This is a genomic window from Sphingobium sp. 22B (genome assembly GCF_001580035.1).
GTDB lineage: Bacteria > Pseudomonadota > Alphaproteobacteria > Sphingomonadales > Sphingomonadaceae > Sphingobium > Sphingobium fuliginis.
In genome coordinates, this window is record NZ_LTAB01000001.1 from 451,901 (window position 1) to 469,712 (window position 17,812).

Annotated in this window: 15 protein-coding genes and 2 pseudogenes; 2 read left to right on the forward strand and 15 right to left on the reverse strand. The window is 64.2% G+C overall.

All coding sequences use genetic code 11. The features are described 5' to 3' along the window. Positions 1 to 76 precede the first annotated feature (76 nt). From A0J57_RS02040 to copC, 4 genes are all read right to left on the reverse strand, one after another. A complete protein-coding gene (locus A0J57_RS02040; RefSeq protein ID WP_054725917.1) occupies positions 77 to 2,011 on the reverse strand; it encodes a cytochrome c/FTR1 family iron permease in 1,935 nt (644 codons plus the stop codon). Positions 2,012 to 2,200: 189 nt separating this feature from the next. Beyond that, positions 2,201 to 4,891, reverse strand: a complete 2,691-nt coding sequence (locus tag A0J57_RS02045; RefSeq protein ID WP_054733108.1) for a vitamin K epoxide reductase family protein — start codon at positions 4,889 to 4,891, stop codon at positions 2,201 to 2,203. Between the two features lie 232 nt (positions 4,892 to 5,123). Then, entirely contained in the window at positions 5,124 to 6,050 is a 927-nt protein-coding gene (gene copD / locus A0J57_RS02050) for a copper homeostasis membrane protein CopD (RefSeq protein WP_054725914.1), read from the reverse strand. 4 nt (positions 6,051 to 6,054) lie between these two features. Beyond that, a complete protein-coding gene (gene copC / locus A0J57_RS02055) occupies positions 6,055 to 6,423 on the reverse strand; it encodes a copper homeostasis periplasmic binding protein CopC (protein ID WP_054733105.1) in 369 nt (122 codons plus the stop codon). 222 nt (positions 6,424 to 6,645) lie between these two features. Here copC and A0J57_RS02060 point away from each other — a divergent pair, with 222 nt between their 5' ends. Next, positions 6,646 to 7,629, forward strand: a complete 984-nt coding sequence (locus A0J57_RS02060; RefSeq protein WP_235600760.1) for an NAD(P)/FAD-dependent oxidoreductase — start codon at positions 6,646 to 6,648, stop codon at positions 7,627 to 7,629. A gap of 305 nt (positions 7,630 to 7,934) precedes the next feature. Here the strand turns inward: A0J57_RS02060 and A0J57_RS02065 are convergent, their stop codons facing one another. The 8 genes from A0J57_RS02065 to A0J57_RS02100 form a co-directional block, all read right to left on the reverse strand. Next, positions 7,935 to 8,471 (reverse strand): DUF2231 domain-containing protein, encoded by a 537-nt coding sequence (locus A0J57_RS02065; protein WP_082396249.1) that lies wholly within the window; start codon positions 8,469 to 8,471, stop codon positions 7,935 to 7,937. Positions 8,472 to 8,809: 338 nt separating this feature from the next. Next, entirely contained in the window at positions 8,810 to 9,259 is a 450-nt protein-coding gene (locus tag A0J57_RS02070; RefSeq protein WP_054725907.1) for a DUF411 domain-containing protein, read from the reverse strand. 60 nt (positions 9,260 to 9,319) lie between these two features. After that, positions 9,320 to 9,703 carry a DUF305 domain-containing protein gene (locus A0J57_RS02075; protein ID WP_054733098.1) on the reverse strand — a complete coding sequence of 128 codons (384 nt, stop codon included), beginning with the start codon at positions 9,701 to 9,703 and terminating at the stop codon, positions 9,320 to 9,322. Between the two features lie 48 nt (positions 9,704 to 9,751). Further along, positions 9,752 to 11,044 (reverse strand): copper resistance protein B, encoded by a 1,293-nt coding sequence (locus tag A0J57_RS02080; protein ID WP_054725904.1) that lies wholly within the window; start codon positions 11,042 to 11,044, stop codon positions 9,752 to 9,754. Beyond that, positions 11,034 to 13,091, reverse strand: coding sequence for a copper resistance system multicopper oxidase (locus A0J57_RS02085; protein WP_054725900.1), 2,058 nt, complete (start codon positions 13,089 to 13,091; stop codon positions 11,034 to 11,036). The genes A0J57_RS02080 and A0J57_RS02085 overlap by 11 nt, the downstream gene beginning before the upstream one ends. 90 nt (positions 13,092 to 13,181) lie before the next feature. Next, positions 13,182 to 13,754: an RNA polymerase sigma factor gene (locus A0J57_RS02090; protein ID WP_054725897.1), complete on the reverse strand. Its 573-nt coding sequence runs from the start codon at positions 13,752 to 13,754 to the stop codon at positions 13,182 to 13,184. After that, a complete protein-coding gene (locus A0J57_RS02095) occupies positions 13,751 to 14,170 on the reverse strand; it encodes a periplasmic heavy metal sensor (protein WP_054733096.1) in 420 nt (139 codons plus the stop codon). Before A0J57_RS02095 ends, A0J57_RS02090 begins: the two co-directional genes overlap by 4 nt. Positions 14,171 to 14,190: 20 nt before the next feature. Further along, a complete protein-coding gene (locus A0J57_RS02100) occupies positions 14,191 to 14,475 on the reverse strand; it encodes a hypothetical protein (RefSeq protein ID WP_054733094.1) in 285 nt (94 codons plus the stop codon). A 367-nt stretch (positions 14,476 to 14,842) separates the two neighbouring features. On the opposite strand from A0J57_RS02100, the gene A0J57_RS25840 reads away from it, so the two are divergent. After that, positions 14,843 to 15,166 carry a hypothetical protein gene (locus A0J57_RS25840; RefSeq protein WP_145923448.1) on the forward strand — a complete coding sequence of 108 codons (324 nt, stop codon included), beginning with the start codon at positions 14,843 to 14,845 and terminating at the stop codon, positions 15,164 to 15,166. A 1-nt stretch (position 15,167) separates the two neighbouring features. On the opposite strand, the pseudogene A0J57_RS25120 reads toward A0J57_RS25840, so the two are convergent. The 3 genes and pseudogenes from A0J57_RS25120 to A0J57_RS02125 all read right to left on the reverse strand — a co-directional run bounded on the left by A0J57_RS25120 (position 15,168) and on the right by A0J57_RS02125 (position 17,802). Further along, positions 15,168 to 15,964, reverse strand: a pseudogene (locus tag A0J57_RS25120) (IS5 family transposase). 26 nt (positions 15,965 to 15,990) lie between these two features. Next, a pseudogene (locus tag A0J57_RS02120) lies at positions 15,991 to 17,267 on the reverse strand (IS701 family transposase). Positions 17,268 to 17,292: 25 nt separating this feature from the next. Continuing rightward, positions 17,293 to 17,802: a DUF1440 domain-containing protein gene (locus A0J57_RS02125; protein WP_062017007.1), complete on the reverse strand. Its 510-nt coding sequence runs from the start codon at positions 17,800 to 17,802 to the stop codon at positions 17,293 to 17,295. Positions 17,803 to 17,812: the final 10 nt, after the last annotated feature.

Consider the following 17,812-nt stretch of genomic DNA (forward strand, 5'->3'; position numbering starts at 1 on the left):
CATCGCGCGTGAGACGGTGCATTGCACGGTCAGGGTTGCGGCAACGCTTTAGAGAGGGGCGTTGTCTGCCCTGCCGCTAGTAGGCTAGCGGCCCGACCGCCCGCGGCTTGGCGCGGCGGTTCCAGGCAAACCCGATCACGATCGCGGCAAGCATCAGGAGTTGTGCCAGCACCGACTGAAATGTCGGGAACAGGCCCAACATCGAGATACGTGGCACGCTGGCGAGCGGCGCTATGTCGATGATCCCCGCCTCTTGGAGGGCAGCGACTCCCTTACCGGCCAGCACGACCGTCAGAGCGGCCATCAGCCACGAGCTGTAGCGGAAGAACTGCGTAATCGGGAGCGTCCGGCTGTAGCGGAGCATTGCCCAGGCGATGACGGCGAGAAGGCTGATCGCTGCGCCGGCCCCGGCCAGCAGCATCGCGGTGTTCCCCTGTGTCGAGAGCGCGGCGTAGAAAAGGATCGTCTCGAATACTTCCCGATAAACTACCAGGAACGCGAGCCCGAACAGGAACCATCCCGACCCGCCCGAGAGCGCGCGAGACATTTTCTCGCGGATATAGCGTTGCCATTGATCAGCTTGTGCCTTGCCATGCATCCAGATTCCGACCGAGAGCAGGACCACGGCCGCGAACAGCGACCCAAATCCTTCCGTCAGTTCCCGGCTCGCGCCGCTGATCCCGATTGCATAGGTGGCAACCGCCCAGGTAAGCCCGCCCGCAACGAGCGCTCCGATCCAGCCACCATGCACATAACGCATGGCTTCCGGCCGCTCCGCTTTGCGGAGGAACGCGATCATGGCGACCACGATCAGGAGAGCTTCCAGCCCTTCGCGCAGCAGGATTGTGAAGGCTCCTAAGAAGGTGGACGCCTGCGTCGCGGCGTCGGGCGCGAGCGCCGCCTCGGCATCATCGAACAGGCCGCCCAGCACTGCCACTCGTTCGGCCACATCATCGGGCGAGGTGTTGCTTTCAACAGCAGCGCGGTATTCACCCATCGCCCCTTCGATCCGGGACATGAGCGTCGGGTCGCGCGCCGAGAGCGTCGGTTCGATCGGCTCGAACCCGTCGAGATAGGCGGACAGCGCCAGTTCCTTTGCGCCGCGCCGGTCGCCGCGCTGAAATGCGGCGAGGCTTTGCGCAAGCTTGGTGCGAGCGACCGCGAGCGAGCCCGGGGCTTGTTGCATCACCCGATCGGGGTAGCGTCGCAGATAGGCGAGCACCGCGTCGGCTTTCGCCTGCCCGATGCTGCCCGCGAGCGTGGCAGGGGTCAGCGCGACGAGGGTTTTCAGATCGGGAATTCGTGCCCGCAAGCTCGCGTCCGACTTCCACAGGCGTTCGCCTTCGACCGCTTGCGCATCGGTTGCGGCAAAGCTGCCGGCGCGGAACGCCAGCGCCCAGCGTTGATCGTTCGGCAAATCGGCAAAGCTCTGCATCGCGGTTCCATCGATACCTTGGCTTATCACCTGATAGAGCGCGAACACGCTGCGCTGGCGCGCCCGCTCGGCATCGGTGAACGCGATCGGCGGCGTTGCGAGCTTGGCAGCGTCAGGCCCATGTCCGTCGCCGGTGAGGCCGTGGCAGGACGAGCAGCTTTGGACGTATAGCCTTGTTCCCATGGCGGGGTCGGGTGCCTTGGCTGGGGCGAGCGGCACCGGATAGGCCTTGAGCAGATCGGCGGCGAGACCATGCGCGAGGGTCGCGACCTCTTGGGACGAGCCCCTGCGGCCGATCACGGCTTCGAGCTGCGAAGCCCGCTGGACCAGTGCTCGCCGTTCAGGACCGACCGGGAGCGCGCGCAGGCGCGTCGACACCCCAGCGGCGAACTCCGTCATCTCCGCATATTCGGACGCGCTTGTGACCGAGCCGTTGGCGACCGCACCGCCATAATCGACCGCCATATAGTCAAGCAGACGCCAAGCAGTTTCAACATCGCGGGTATCGGCCATCGCCGTAGCGGGTATCAACAGCAGCATGAGCGACGCGACCAGCGCGACCAAAGGTGACGGCATACGGGTCAGTCGATTCCAAGCTTCACTCGTCGCGGACTATGCGAACAACTCTCATTAGCAGCATTGGTCGGCGTGCGCGACCACCAAGGGCATGATGATGAACATCGCCGCGCCGGAGAGCTGGCGGGCGATCGTCGCCTGCGACCAGATCGTGATCGCGAACCGGGACAGCAGTGATTGAAGATGCTTTCAGATCACGTACTTGTCCCAGCTTGCATAATGCTCGGCGCTGCGCTTCCCCCTCGGAAAGCTGAGACCGACAAGCGCAATGCCGGCTACGACCGAGGCCACGGCACCAAGGTGACCAACGCCGTTCAGCAGGAAAGGCGCGGCCACGAGCCAGGCCCCGAACGCGACGTTGATCAGCCGTAGCGCGCGGGCAACCTCCGCGGTGGCGATGATCGCGACCGTGATGACCAGCGCACCCACAACGTGATCGCTGTTCGCCATACCGCCTTCCGTGCCGAACAGGACCCGGGTAAGCATCAGCAGGACGCCGATGACGATGCTCGCAGTCAGCGTCCATGGCAGGGTCATACCCTTCTTCGCGTCCGCCCAAAAGCTGCTTGGCGAGACCATCGCGTCGGACGTGTCCTCTCCACCGGCTTCGATCGCGTCGCCCTGGAAGAAGGTGCGGATCAGCGGCTTGCCTTGCCGGCGTGCCCAGAGAAGGAACTGACCCATCGCAATCACCTCGTCGAGCGCGAACGGGATCATGATCAGCATGGCGAGTGCGGCGATCAGCGCGAGCGTGCTCCACGTGCCGATGACGATGGGCTGGCTGATGATGAAGTAGATGCTGACGACGCCGAGCGGGATGACCAGAATGCCGAAGAAGGCCACCATCCACGGCATGGTGCGCCAGCGATCGCGGGTGCCCATCACCGCCATCAGGATTTCGAGCACGTAGCTGATCGTGCCGAGCCCGCCGTCAGGGATCGGCCACGCCTTCGACATGTTGGAGGTAATGATCTCCTCCGTCCCGTTGCGAGGATCGGTCAGCGATCCGACGAAGAACGGCTCCCAGGCTGTATCGATGTGACCCAACTGATACGCGGTCAGAATACGCGAGGTCAGAAGCCCGATCAGCGCCATGGCGACGATCGGCAGCCGCTGGGCGTCGGTCGAGGGCGAATAGGTCCAGCCGGGGGGGGTGTTCTTGGGGTCCATCATGCCCGCCATGCTCATGCCCGGCATCATCGGCACGAGCACCGACAGGGCGATCACGGCCGAGCCGATGAGCAGGTTGTTGTTGTACTGAGCGGCGCTCGGGCTCCAGAAGATCAGCGGGGCGAAGAACAGCCAGATGCCTACGAATGCGACCGCCCACTGCGCCCATGTCTTCGTGCGGGCTGACAGGGAAAGTGCACCGAACAGCGCGATGGCGAACCCGCTGACGACGTCGCTGATCGCCAGCGCGTTCGCCCGCCACTCGATCGACGGCAGCCCGCGATCAATAGTTACGAAGCGCGCGGCTTCGCCGACACTCTGCGTGGTCACGGAATCGTATATGAGCGGGCTGGAGGCGAGCCACAGACCGAGACCGATGTTGGCGTAAAGCGCCCAGCGGGCACGGCGCTCATCGCGGTCCATCAAGGCCATGTGATCGCCGTGCCCGCCATGGCCCGACATCGCCGCGCCCGCGCCGCCGGTCTCGTGCCCCATCGCCGCGTGGTCCATCTTGCTGTGGTCCATCCCGCCGTGATCCATACCGGCCATTCCGGCGACTGCCGCTTCAGCTTGGCGGTGGTCCGGCTCCGCAGGTTTGGAAGCTTGATTGTCGTTCCAGGCGACCAGGTTCTCGTTGAGCTTGTTGTTCCGATACCAGGCGCCGGGATGACGCTTCAACGCGGCAACGATCGTCGGCAGCGTGTCGCGAAGATTGTGCTTCGGCTCCCATCCGAGCAGCGAACGCGCGCGGGAGACATCGAGGATATAGTGGTCGTTGCTGCTGTCGATCATCCAGGGCTGGATGAAGTCGTCGCTGCCGAGCGCTTCGTTCTGCAGGATGATCCCGGCTTTCGCGAGCGGCTGCGGAATCCGGATCGTCTTCCAGCCCTCACCGTGGAGCGCCTCGCCGACGATGTCCTGGATCTCGGCATAGCCGGGTGCGTCGGGCTCGCCGATGAGCAGCGGCAGTTCTGACGGCAGTTCGTGCCGCCGATCGACCAGACGCAGCACGGCGTCAGCCAAGTCGTCGCGGTGCACGGACGACTGCGCCGCACACAGCATGCCCGGATAGAAATGCGAAATCAGGCGGTGCTCGTAAATCTGCGATATCTGCTGCGCGAGAAAAGCCGAGCGTCCGTCGTCGTCGTAAACTCCGGCGGCGCGCATATAAACGACGGGGATGTTTCCGTGGCGCTCATGCAGCAATGTCTCGGCGTCGACCTTGGACTGCGGATAGGCCCAGGACGCGCCGATCGGCGAGTCCTCGTTGATGCGCTCGTCTGGTGTGGGGGTCGGCTTATGAACGAGCATCGTGCTGGCGAAGACGAATTGTCCGACTTCGAACGATTGCAGCCCGTCAATCAGCCGGCGGGTGCCCTGCACGGTGACCTTGTCGTAGAGCGGATTGGGATCGCCCGTAATATCGTAGTAGGCGGCGAGGTGGATCACCGAGGCGATGCGGTTGCCGTACCGTGCGCGCACCTCGTCAAGCGCAACCCGGACCGCTTCGTCCGCCCCGAGGTCTATGTCGATCGCCGCCGCGGGCGGCGGTGGGTCTGGAGGGCCGGCGCGATCGAGGCCGACGACCGTGTAGCGCTCGCCGAGCTGGGCAATCAGCGCTGCGGCGATGAAGCCGCTCGCGCCCGTGATCAGAACAACGTCGCCGCCACCTTGGCCGCTGCCGGCTTCACTGCGTTTGTCATCGGTCATGACTTTGCCACCCTTGTTCATTCATCTCTGAAAACGCTGAGAGGCCCATCCGGACCAATCCTCTCGCACGCCCAGCTTTGCAGCGCGAGGCGGCATTCCCGCAAGCGTCTGTGGGCGACTTAGGGCATTGGACACGTAAGCTCAGTCCAAGCGGGGGTGTCTTGGGAGGCGAGGGTTAAGCCGCGCAAGGAAGGCCTGAGCGGCGCTTGCGTGGACGGTTGGTCCATAGCGCCTACATGCCCGACGCGGGTGGCGCGAGGGTGCCTAGCCATGCCACGAGCGCCAGGATGCCGATCACGCAGGCTGTCTCGATCGCGAGGCTGGCCCGTAGCGCCGTAAGCGCCCCGCCATGGTCGTTCATGGCAATCGAGCGCTCAAAGGCCGGCGTGAGGCGAAACCGATTAAGCGAAGCGAGCCCCAGCATCCCGGCGAACAAGACCAGCTTTGCGAGCAGCAGCAGGCCGTAGAGCGTCGTCCCCAAGGCCATGAAATTGGCTGGGCCGACGAGCAGCCAGCTGTTGATCAAGCCGGTGACCACCAAGGTAACAACCACGACCGTGCCGACGGCGCCGAACCCATGCAGGGCGCGATGGGTCAGCCGAAGGTGCGCGGCATCGATCTCCTCGGCGCGACGCGTCAACAGGAGAAGCAATCCGAACAGCGCGCCGACCCATATACCGCCTCCCAAGAGGTGGAGGATGTCCGCACCGAGGTGAAGCCATCCGGTGCTTCCCTCGTCCATGGCGCCGTGCCCGTTCCACGCGAGTGTCGCCAATGCCGCGGCGGCGGCAATCATGGCGATAGCCAGCCACGCTGCTCTGCCTCGCGCCAGCAGGGCCGCACCGCCGGCGATGACCAGTGCCACCATGCGCACCTTCCAGGCGGTGCCAACCGGTGGGCCCCCCAGCAGCGCGGCCACCGCTGCCTGGTCGATCGGCCAGAAGGGAGAACCGGCCATCGCCGAGGCCATGAGGATCAGGCCAGCGGCCGAGAGCAGCAACCCGAACGCCGCGCTTGTCGTGAGCCAAGGCCGCAGCGCGATTGCATCATCGCGCTCGCCAAGACGAAGACCATAGAGGCTGAAGGCCGACAGGCCGAACAGCGCCGCCAGGACCAGGTATAACGCCAAGCGGATGGCGACGGTCGGCCAGTCGAGCATTCGCTCACTTCACCGTGAAGTTGTAGCTGCCGGTGATTTTGTGTGTATCGCTAGAGACGACCTGCCAGCCGACGCTGTAGCGCCCACGCGGGAGGCGCTGCTTCGGGGTGATGGTGAGCGTCCGGCCATCGGCGCCGACTGCGGCGCTGCTGGGCATCTTCATGGCCGCCATGCCCGGCATCGCTGCCATGGTAAGTTCGGCCTTGGAGAAAGCCGGCACGAGTTTCTCGCTGAACTGAAGGCTGATCTTCTCGGGGGTCGCGACGGCCGCGTTGGCGGCGGGGCTGGAGGACACCAGCTTCGGGTGCGCGTTCGCCACGCCCCCTGCGAAGAACAGGGCGGCGGCGGCAGTCGTGATGAACAAGCGGCGCATTTTGGCAATCTCCATTTCAATTGGGCTCACCTGTATTACGCAGCCGGACGGGTAACCCCTCACGATCTTTTTCGCGCCGCCCCACCCTCTGCATGAGGGGTCAGCGGCATCGGCGCGTATTCAGAAGGGAGTACAGAGCGCTTTTCACTGCGCCTTCCCGTCCGGACGAGCTGTGGCCACGGGCCTGACGGGCGCTTGCGCGGGGTAATGATGAGGTTGCGGTTGACCAATCAAGGCTGGACTGGCGATCCCGAGGAGGTCATCGACTGTCTGATTGTGGGCGGCGGTCCCGCAGGCCTCACGACCGCAATCTATCTGTCCCGGTTTCTCAGGAGCTGCGTCGTCTACGACGCGGCGGCGGGACGCGCCGCCTCCATCCCGCGTTCGCACAACCTGCCAGGATTTCCCGGAGGCATTTCCGGCGTCACGTTTCTTGCGCGATTGCAGGCTCAGCTGCACGAATATGGCGGTACGGTCCAAAGCGGTGAGATCGACGCAATCGTCGCGTCAGGCGACCACTTCTCGGCAAGCTGCGAGCTGAACGTCCTGCACGCGCGGACCGTTGTCCTCGCTACCGGTGTCGTCAATAAACGTCCAGAGATGCCCGATGCAATGCATGACATCGGCGTGGCGCGTGGTCTTCTCCGCTACTGCCCGATTTGCGATGGTTATGAGGCTCGGCGGACGAACGTGGCGGTGCTCGGCTGCGACGGCCATGGCGCTGAAGAAGCCGAATTTCTGCGCGCCTATGGCGCCAAGGTCACGCTTCTAGCGGAATGCTCGCTCGACCTCGGACCGACCGAACTTGCCAAGCTGAACCAGCAGGGCATAGATGTCGCCCCCTCGCCCGTCGAGCAGCTGCGTCTTGGTGACTATGTCGAGGTGCGGCTGGCCAATGGCCTTGAGCTACAATTCGACACGCTTTACCCGGCGCTCGGCTCGTCGCCTCGAACGCGGCTCGCCTCTTCGCTGCGGGCGAAGCTCAGCGCAACAGGGTGCGTGCTGACGGACGCCCACCAACAAACCTCGGTTGCTGGCCTCTACGCGGTTGGCGACGTTGTGGAGGGGCTCGATCAGATCAGCGTCGCAACCGGACAAGCAGCGGTCGCTGCGACCGCAATCCATAATTTGTTGCGCAACCGCGACAGCGGATTGGCATCCGCCATCGCCGGGTTGTGTCTCGCTCGCAGCGTACCACCGACGTAGCGCGAGACATTGGCGGTGTGACGAGCGAAGGCCGCGAACGAGTGCAATTGCGGCTCGCATTTCATCTTCCCGACTGCTTCGCGCTGGTCTGTACCCAGACGACACTCGGCTACACAGCCTTTCTCCGTTCAATGATCCCGCACTACGATCCCGGCTCGCACACACACGCGGCGTCGGCGTCCAGACGGTGCGCTTCTAACGGTGCCGAGAGTTACTCGATCTGCCAGAAGGTCAGCGCTGTAGCAGCTCGTCGCATTGCATTTGAACCGCGCGAACACGCGAACGTCTACTGAGCGCCGGCCCCCTCAGAACGCCAAGTGGTTTATTCCGCCATGCATGAAGGTTCCGCCGAGGAACCCCTGGATCGAGATCGCCAGCGTCATCAGGCCAAGCACCACCCAGTACAACGTCCGAGACCGGTCCGGACCCTTGCGGTGGCGCGCTGCCATCCAAGCCAGCGCGACGCCAAACACCGCGATCAATGTGCCGAGCCAGCGATGCGTCATCAGGATGGGGTTGCGGTCGGTCAGGTAGAAGCCACCCGCGAACCAGCCCAGGAACGCCGCCGCGATCGCTCCCAGGGCGCCGACGGCCAGCATTATGTGTGCGACATGCTGATAGTCCCGGTTGCGGCGCCACAACCCGAAAAGCTCCACCCCGAACGCACCGATGAACAGGGCGATGGGAAAATGAATGACCATGGTGTGCAGGCGGCCCAGCCAGCTCACCAGCCGTTCGCCGAAACTCTTGTTCTTGTTGGCGCCTTCCTCGTGCATGCCCCCCATGTCCATGTCGTCGCCGGCGATATCGCGGCCGCCCATGTTCATGTCCACTGTCGACATAGAGCCCATGCCCATGTGGCCATCGCCAGCGTCTGCCCCATCCGCTTTCTGCGTCTCGGCTGCGCTGTTAGCGACTGGCCCGGGACCGGCCCCGAGAGCGTTGTGGTCTTCGTGCGCCGATGCCGCCGTGCTGACTGACATTGCAACCGCAAGAAGTATAGCGAAGGCTCCGCCTCTTTTAACGCCCATCACCCGTCCCCTTGATCTGTGTTCATCTAATTCCGTTTACGCACGCGCCGCCTTCGCCCCTCACCCGCCCGTTGGCTTTTTCTGTGAGACTTTCCGTCTGCTCTTCAAGACGGCTCTGATGGCGGAGCTAAGCTGGCTGCGGCGGCTGATCAGCTGCCGTGGCGACCGAACAGGCGGCGCCCGCCGGAACCGAAGGCAACCACGTCATAGGCCTGCGCCTTGACGCCGGGCACTTCCATTCCCGGCGAGCCGAGCGGCATGCCGCCGACCGCGAGGCCCCGCACACCCTTGGGCCGGGTCGCGAGAGCCCGCTTCATGTCGGCGATCGGCACGTGGCCCTCGAAAGCCATGCCATCGGCGATTGCTGTGTGGCAGGACGAGACGTCCGCAGGAACCCCCGCGCGCTTTTGCAGCGCCGGGCGGTTGGGATCATCGACGACGCGCACCTGGCGCCCGAACTGCCGCTGCACCTGCGCGGCCCACTTGGCGCAACAGCCGCAGCCGGGATCGCGGTGCATGACGATCGGGGTGGCCGCGCTGACGGCAACCGGAACCAACAAGGCTGCGGCAGTAAACGCGGATCGCAAAGCTGTCTTCATGGGAAACTCCTTGGTCGTTCCTCCCGCCCGCTCGTTGTGGGGCGGGAGGAACGAAGGTTATCACTGAGGACGCTTGCCCATCGACTGGAGCATCGCCTGGAGTTCGCCAATGCTCTTGTTTTGCTCGGCAATCGACTTCTCAGCCATTTGCCGGGTCTTCGCATCGGGTGATTGGCGCAGAACGATCTGCGACATGGCAATCGCACCGCGGTGATGCTCGATCATCTTGCGGATCCACGTCTCGCTCGCATTGGCGCCCTTGGCCGCCATCATCTTTTTCTGCATCGCCATCTCGGCGGGCATGAAGGGCGTGTTCATGCCAGGCATGTTGTCGTGGTTCATGCCCTGCATTTTCGAGTGGTCCATGCCTTGCGTCTGCTGCTGAGCCAAAGCTGGACTCGCTGCCATCGCCGCCAGAGCCAGAACTGTAATTGTCTTAAACATTGACTTCTCCTTCTTGGACTCAGTCAACCCAACAAACCCTGATCGGCCTCAAAACCAAGTGCGGACGCCCAGAACGAGGCTGGTCGACGCCGCCCCCTGGCCCTCAGCGCGTGCGAGGCGGGCGGTGTCCCCGAACCTGCGATCGTACGAAATACCCACATAGGGCGCGAACTCGCGCCTGATCTCGTAGCGCAGACGCAGTCCGAGTTCGGCCGCGGACAGGCCGGAGCCGATGCCAATTTCCGGTACGTCCTGCGCGGCGAAGTTGAACTCGGCGCGTGGCTGAAGGATCAGCCGCTGCGTGATCCGCTGATCGTAATAGCCTTCCAGCCGCCCGAGCAGGTCGCCCTTATTGGACAGGAACAGCGCGCCCTCGACATCGAAGAAGCCGGGTGCAAGCGTTTCAAAGCCGACCGCCGCATAGACACGCGAAGGGTTGGGCTTGAAGTCGTAGCGGACGCCAAGCTGTATATCGGTGTATGGGCCAATGGCGCGCGAATAAAGCGCCTGCACCTCCGCCGCTTCCAAGCTTCCCCCGATATTCCCTTCGCCCTCGGTCTTGAGCACCAGCCGGTTGATATCACCCCCATACCAGGCACTGCCGTCCCACCGGTAGCCATCGCGACCGTCGCGGATCTGGACTTCAGCCAGATTGAATATGACCTGCGAGAAATTCTGCCCGCCGTGCATCCGCAAATGCTGCTGCGAATGCGCCATGGCGGCGGCAGAGTAGACCTGGTCCGCGGCGCGATCCGTCGGGATCGGTGGCGGCGGAGCGTTGCCGGCAGGCAGGTTGGTGCCGACCATCGCCGCGCCCATTACTGAGGGCATGCCTTCCATGTCGTGTCCCGACATGCCTTGCATCGTGCCCGAGCCCTGGCCCATTCCTTGCATCGACCCATGGTCCATGCCCTGCATAGCACCTGGGTTGGCGGGGTTGGCGCCTGCCACACCTGGCATTGCCGACATGTCGTGCCCGGCACCAGGATTGGGGTTGGCTCCGGGCGTATTCATGCCCGGCATGGCCGACATGTCATGACCGGCGTGAGGATCGGCAACGACCGTTCCAGGGGCCGGAGGCTTGGCGGACCGACTTTCGGCCGGCCTGGCCCCCGAACTCGGCTTCGCGCGCGGTGTCGATCTAGCGGCGGGCTTCACGGACTTCTTGCGCGCGGCGGGCTTGGTCGCTGCTGGCTTCTTAGCGGCGGGCTTTTTCACCGCTGGCGTCTTCGGCGGTGGCATCTTCATGCCGGGCATATTGGAATGGTCCATCTGCGCGACCGCCGGCGTTGCCAGGCCGAGCGCTGCGCCACCGGCGATCAGGAGGAGCTTAGCCCGCATCGCGACTCTCCTCACCCATCGGGCGAACGGTTACGACACGCATCATGCCTGCGGTCATGTGATAGAGATTGTGGCAGTGGAACGCCCAGTCACCGGGCGCATCTGCCGTCACGTCGAAAGTCATCTTGCCTCCGGGCGGCACGTTTACGGTGTGCTTGCGTGGGGCCTGGTCGCCATGGCCCGTTACTAGTTCGAAAAAGTGGCCGTGCAGGTGGATCGGGTGCGGCATCATCGTGTCGTTGATCAATGTCACCCGCGCCCGCTCGTCTTTTCGGAACGGAATGGGGTCCGCTGGATCGCTCAGCTTCTGGCCGTCGAAGCCCCACATGTAGCGCTCCATGTTCCCCGTCAGGTGAATTTCCAACTGGCGCGATGGCGCACGCACGTCCGGGTTGCGATCCAGCGCAACGAGATCCCGATAGGTGAGCACGCGATGATCGACGTCCTCCAGCCCCTGTGGCGGCTCGCTTGTGCGGTCCTTCGGCATCGGCGAGATGGTCTGCACCCCCGGCCCCATCTTGACGCCGGGCGCGTTCTTCGGGTTGCGCATGTTCATGTCCATGCTCATGCCCCCGGAGCCGTGATCCATTCCGGCCATTCCACCGGCCTGCCCTGCACCGCCTTGCATGGCGCCGTGGTCCATCCCCGCCATGCCGCCGCTGCCCGTCTGGCTTGGGGTTATGCCCGACGCGCCGGCACCCATCTGGCTGTGGTCCATTCCCGCCATCGCGCCGGAGGTCATTTGGCCATGACCCATGCCGGCCATGCCCGCCATGCCGGACGCAACCGCGACCGCTCCGTGGTCAGTCGGCCCCTTCCAGCCGGTTAGCTTCCACAGGTTACGCGATGCGTTCTGCTGGACCGTGGGGTCGAGGCCGCGCTTTGCCACCGGGTTCTCGTCGGACATCCCGGACATGCCCTCCATGCTTCCCATGTCCATGCCCATGTCGGTCATAGTCAGCAGGGTGCGCGGACGCAGCGGCGGGACTGGGGCGATCATGCCCTCGCGCGGTGCAAGGGTCGCGCGCCCCATGCCGGAACGGTCGATCGCTTCGGACACGAAGCTGTAGGCGCGGTCGCCAGGCGTCACGATCACGTCGAACGTCTCTGCAACCCCGATCTGGAACTCGTCCACGGCGACGGGCCGGACGTTCTGGCCGTCGGCCTGCACCACCGTCATCGGCAGGTCAGGGATGCGGACGTTGAAGTTGGTCTGCGCCGCGGCGTTGACGATGCGTAGCCGAACCCGCTCGCCTGGCTGGAAGAGACCCGTCCAGTTGTCATAAGGCCCGAAGCCATTGACCAGGAAGGTGTAGGTAGACCCCGTGACATCCGCAATATCGGCCGGGTCCATCCGCATCTGCCCCCACTTTAGGCGATCCTTGAGGGGCATTTCACGGCCGGCGAGCAGCCCGCTCAGCGTCGGGCGCTGATAGTTGAAATAGGCGCCACCCATCTGCTTGAGCTTGCGGAAGATCTCCTCGCCGGTCATCTGGCTATGGTCGGACAGCACGATCACATGCTCGCGGTCGAATGCGATCGGGTCGGGCCCCGCGGGATCGATCACAATGGGGCCGTAGAGCCCGTCCTGCTCCTGCTCGCCCGAGTGGCTGTGGTACCAGTAGGTGCCCGACTGCACGACCGGGAACTCGTACACGAAGGTCGAACGTGCCTTGATGCCGGGGAAGCTGATGCCCGGCACGCCGTCCATTTGGAACGGCAGAATGAGGCCGTGCCAGTGGATCGAGCTATCCTCGTCGAGATTGTTGGTCACCGCGAGCCGGACCTTCTGGCCTTCCTTGAGGCGGACGAGTGGCGCCGGGACCGTGCCGTTCACCCCGATCGCGGGCGTCGTGATTCCGTCCATGACCAGCTTCATCCGGTCGATCGTCAGCGCGATGTTTGTGCCCGACACGGTCGGCAGGGGCTTGGCGATGCCGCGCGACACAGCTTGCGCCCAAGCTGGCAGGTGAGCCGACATGGCCAGGGTGCCGCCTAGCATGGCGGTTCCGCGCATCACGTCGCGCCGGTTCAAATTGCGGCTCATGCCGTTCCTTCGCTCCAGTTGAATGCTTGCGGCCGGCGGCGGGGGGGCCGCCGACCTTACCCATCATTACGCTCGAACCGGCCCAACCCCTCATGCGAAGTTGAGAATTTTCGACAATTTTTCACGCGCGCGCCGGAGCCGCGTCTCCACGGCCTTGCCGCTGATCCCCAGCGCGGCCGCAGTCTCCGCTTGGGACAACCCTTCCACGGTCCGTAGCAAGAGCGTCTCCTTGAGCGTGGCCGGCAGCTCGGACACCGCGCGCGAAAGCCGAGCAAGCTTGGCACGGTCGAAGGTGACGGCGTCGGCACCTGGCGCCTCGTCCCGCTCACCCTCGATCGTCTCGGGCGGCAGCGAAGAGGCGAACGATAATATCTGGCGTATGCGCCGCCGCCGATGCCAGTCGCGGCTCTTGTTGATCGCCACGCGGGTCAGCCACGCAGAGAGCGGCCGATCTCCGTCATACTCTCGCAAGTTCTGAAAGGCGGCCACGAAGCATTCCTGAGTGAGGTCAAGCGCCTCTTCGGCGTCGCCGATATGCGAGCGGATCAGGCGGTAGACCGGTCTTTGGTGCCGCCGCATGATCTCAGCGAACGCAGCCTGACGTCCGCCGAGCGTCAAGGCGGCGAGTTCGCCGTCCGTGCAGGCCGTGAGATCAAGGCTCACCGCGCGTCTGCGGTCAGCGCCTTCACCACCGCGCGGTCAAACGTCCTCGCCTGGTCGGGCCTCAGGATCTGACGCATCGCGAACATATGGTTCAACGTCTCCTTTTGGAGCTCGCCCATCGAGCCGTGCGAACGATCGACGGCCGCCGCCACCTGCGGCCCATTACCATGTTCGGCCTCGATGGCGTCGGCGAGCCGCGCGTTGTCGGCCCTGAGTTCCAGCTCCAACGCACGCCGTCGAACGGCGAAGCGCGACTCCAGGGTCTCGAGCTTGGTCCGTTGAGCTTCGTCCAGCTCGAGCCCCTCGTGGAGCAAGCTATGAAGCTCCACGCCCGGGCTCGTCGGCGCAGGAAACAATTCGCGTCCAGCCCACACGCCTGCGACCGCCGCCACGAACGCGACGATGGCGATCAGCATCGTCCTTTGGCCGCCGCTCGTCACTGGAACGCGAGTAAGGTCGAAGGCGCTAGCGGCATGGCAGGCCCGAAGGGTGTTAGCGTCGGCACCTGCGCAGTCGTCGCGTTGGACGACAATCCGCCGCCCACCACTCCCAAAGCGACTGCGCCCAGCGCTGCCAGCATGCCGGATCGCAACGTCACTCCCGCGCCCGCGCGCCGTTTCGCCGCGACCAGCCGCATGACGTCGCCTTCCAGTTCCGCGAGCCCGGGATGAAGCGGTTGCTCGGCAAGGCGGCGCAACGCGCTGTCTAAATCCATGTCCATGTTCATTCCTTAGCCAGCCTCACATGTATTACGCACGGCCGGTGAACACCCCTCGAATCCGAAGCGAACGAATGCCACACGCTTCAAGCCCGGTTCAGCACGATCTGCGCATACATCTCTCCAGCCCGAAAGACGGGACGGAAGCACTTTACGCCGGGAACTCGTCTCAGCTCGGAAGTCGAAGCTTATCAGGCGCGCGGAGCCGTCCGCGGCACCTTTCGCCCCTTTCCCCCATATCCTAAGCCGTTTCCCTCTCGCTGTCCTGCGGGCTTAAAGTCGGCTCCGCGGTCCGGCTTATGTGCCTGATCCGGTGGCGGGCACCGGACGGGCTTTCCAGAGTCTTCGGGACAAACCCAGGCTGAGCACCATGTTCAAGCTCGCAATCGCCGGATTGGCACTCATCGTGGCCGTACCGGCCCTCGCCGAACCACCGGCCCATGCCCGCCAATCCGGTGGCCATGGGTATCAGAGCCAGAGCTACTACAGCCAAGGACATGGCTATGTTCAGCCTCAGGGTCACGGCCGAAGCTACTCCCAAGGCGAAGGGCATGGCAGTCACGGTAACGGTTATTCCGACTACGGCTACAACGGCTACGCCACGAACCGGCACGCCCGTCAGGACTATCGCCGGGAAGTACGTCATGCGCGTCGCGACGCGCGCCGGTACAATGAGCATGGCTACAACCACTAGGTCACCGACTCATAAATCGCATCCAGATTTTGGCTGAGGCGAGTTTGACGAGGGCGAGGTAGTTTGCGTCGTGCTTCTCGTATCGAGTTGCGACGGCTCGGAAGTGCTTGAGCTTACTGAAGAAGCGCTCGACGAGATTTCGGTAGCGATAAAGGAAGGCGCTGAATGCCGGCACCTTCCTCCGGTTCGGCAAAGGTTTGATGTTGGCCCAGGCACCTTGTCCGGCGATCTTCTCACGCAGCGCGTCACTGTCATAGGCGCGGTCGGCAAGGAGGATCTGATCCTCGCCGATCGCGTCGAGCATGTCGGCGGCGCTGCGGCCATCATGGGCTTGGCCCTCGGTGAGCTTCAGCATGATCGGCAGGCCGTTCGCATCAACAAGCGCATGGATCTTGGTGGTCAGTCCGCCCCGCGAGCGCCCCATGCATCGGGCTGGAGCGTCGTCCCCAGCCTCGGCTTCCTTCGGACCCCTTTTTTTGCATTCGCGCCATGCTGATGGACGCGGATCGAGGAACTATCGATCATCTGAAGCTCGCCTTCATAGGCTCTCGACACCGCCTCGAAGATGCGGTCCCAAACTCCCGCTTTGCGCCATCGAACGAAGCGGTTGTAGCAGGTCGTCGGTGGGCCATAGCGCTCAGGTATGTCCGCCCAAGGCGAACCGGTTCGAAGACGCCAGAAGATGCCGTTCAGCACCCGACGATCATCGACCCTGGCAACTCCGCGCGGCTTGTTGGGCAGCAACGGCTCGATCACCGACCACTCGAAATCCGACAGCTCGTAGCGACGCACGCTCATCATAAGCTCCCTTCCAGGAGCTTGAATCACGACCACCCCAAAAAGGGAATCCCATTTATGAGTTTGTGACCTAGCATTACAGTTGCGTTCTTGATTGGACGTGCGCGTGTTGCGCGGCAGCCTGATGAGCTCGTCGCCAGCATGACCATGCGATGACGTGACGGGGTTGCGAAGGCGAGCATGACGAGCGAGACGTGGCGGTGCCAGCCGTGCCAGGAGCGGGTTTCGTTGTGGTCGAGGCCAAGCTCGTTCTTGGCCGTCTCGAAGCTGTCCTCAATGGCCCAGCGATGCCCCTCTACGCCAACGAGGGTTTCCATGGTCGTGCCCGCCGGGCACCATGTCGTGAAGAAGGCGAGATCGCCATCGGCGATGTGGCGCCGGATTAACAGACCCCTGGTCCACGTGCCGGACAGACCGTCGGCATATTCGTCAGCATCAAGGTCGGCGAGTTCGAGATAGGCCCAGTCGTGAAGCCTGGCTCCCTTGGTGCCGTTGCCCGCCGACAGGCGATGCCATGCAGTTGGATCGAGGTCGCGCGCGATTTGCGCGGCGGTGCCCGCGACCACCGGCTTGTCTCCCCAGGAGCCGAAGCGATGGTCGCCCTTGACGCCCAGCACGTACCCTTTGCCGGCACGACGGAGCGCCTGCTCGATGTCGCCGACACCGTAGACCGCATCCGCCGCGATCCAGGCAAACGGCATGTTTGCCGCGATCGCTCGTTGGATCATCTCCACTGCCAATGCCGGCTTGGTTGCGAAGGCCGTGCCCTCGGGCACATGCGCCGCCGCCAGCCGCGAAGGGTCGGTGGTCCAGCTCTTGGGCAGATACAGTGCCCGGTCGACGAAGGCATGGCCCTTGACCGAGACATAGGCGGCAAACACGCCAATCTGGCAGTTGGTCACCTTGCCAGCCGACCCGGTGTACTGGCGCCCCACGCCACACGACGCCTTGCCTTGCTTCAGGAACCCGGTCTCGTCGATGACCAGCACCGCGTCGTCCGTGCCAAGATGTTCGATGACGTAGTCGCGCACGATGTCGCGCAGAGCATCCGCATCCCACCGCCCGCGCCCCAGGATCGCCTGCTGGCGCCACGGCCCGCTATCGCCAGCCGCCTCGGCGCGCATCCACCCGGTCTTGCGCCGTTCGTCACCCAGCAGTCCATCCAAGAAGCTGCTCGCCGAAGCCGCAACCCGCTCCTGGCTGAACAGTGGCCGCATCCGCGCCTTCACCTCGCGCAGCGATGACGCCCATAGCTCCAGCGTCGCTTCGATCGATACTCCCGTCACCACGACCTCCTTGCCATGGTGACCCATTGATTCAGAGCTCGATCAAAAACGCAACTGTAATGCTAGTCTGACACCCGCAATTAGGAGCCTCCGCGCTGCTTCCAGAGCTACGCCGAAAACCAGGTGCGAGACAAAGCCGCGGAGGTGCGTCGAAGCTGCGACCTCCGAAGCGGGGGGACTGAAGCCCAACGCCGGCATCGCCATCTCGTCGGCGACCAGCGACACCGCCGCTCCGTAGGCGGTTCCGAACCCAGCGCTGGTCTCTGGGCGAACCTCCACCGCGGCTCCGTAGAGAGCGCCGAGAAACATCCCAAAGCCGTAATGAACAGCTGCTCCGGCGGGCTCGCGATATTCCTCCGGCACCGGCTCCCCTACGGTTGCTTCCGTTACAGCGTCGGCCACCTTGACGGTGTTGGGCTCGTCTCCGACGTCCCTCTCGCCGGATGCCACTTTCCAGGCGTCGTGGAACTCGGACATTACCCATGAGGCCATCAACCCTGCAGCCGCGCCCGCCACAGCGCCTTCGATTACGCGCTTTGTGCCCACATCCATCTCTCCCACG

Coding starts and splice junctions, on each gene's coding strand:
- A0J57_RS02040 (WP_054725917.1), bottom strand. CDS start 2,011: ATGCCGTCACCTTTGGTCGCGCTGGTCGCGTCGCTCATGCTGCTGTTG.
- A0J57_RS02045 (WP_054733108.1), bottom strand. CDS start 4,891: ATGACCGATGACAAACGCAGTGAAGCCGGCAGCGGCCAAGGTGGCGGC.
- copD (WP_054725914.1), bottom strand. CDS start 6,050: ATGCTCGACTGGCCGACCGTCGCCATCCGCTTGGCGTTATACCTGGTC.
- copC (WP_054733105.1), bottom strand. CDS start 6,423: ATGCGCCGCTTGTTCATCACGACTGCCGCCGCCGCCCTGTTCTTCGCA.
- A0J57_RS02065 (WP_082396249.1), bottom strand. CDS start 8,471: ATGTCGACAGTGGACATGAACATGGGCGGCCGCGATATCGCCGGCGAC.
- A0J57_RS02070 (WP_054725907.1), bottom strand. CDS start 9,259: ATGAAGACAGCTTTGCGATCCGCGTTTACTGCCGCAGCCTTGTTGGTT.
- A0J57_RS02075 (WP_054733098.1), bottom strand. CDS start 9,703: ATGTTTAAGACAATTACAGTTCTGGCTCTGGCGGCGATGGCAGCGAGT.
- A0J57_RS02080 (WP_054725904.1), bottom strand. CDS start 11,044: ATGCGGGCTAAGCTCCTCCTGATCGCCGGTGGCGCAGCGCTCGGCCTG.
- A0J57_RS02085 (WP_054725900.1), bottom strand. CDS start 13,091: ATGAGCCGCAATTTGAACCGGCGCGACGTGATGCGCGGAACCGCCATG.
- A0J57_RS02095 (WP_054733096.1), bottom strand. CDS start 14,170: ATGCTGATCGCCATCGTCGCGTTCGTGGCGGCGGTCGCAGGCGTGTGG.
- A0J57_RS02100 (WP_054733094.1), bottom strand. CDS start 14,475: ATGGACATGGATTTAGACAGCGCGTTGCGCCGCCTTGCCGAGCAACCG.
- A0J57_RS25840 (WP_145923448.1), top strand. CDS start 14,843: ATGTTCAAGCTCGCAATCGCCGGATTGGCACTCATCGTGGCCGTACCG.
- A0J57_RS02125 (WP_062017007.1), bottom strand. CDS start 17,802: ATGGATGTGGGCACAAAGCGCGTAATCGAAGGCGCTGTGGCGGGCGCG.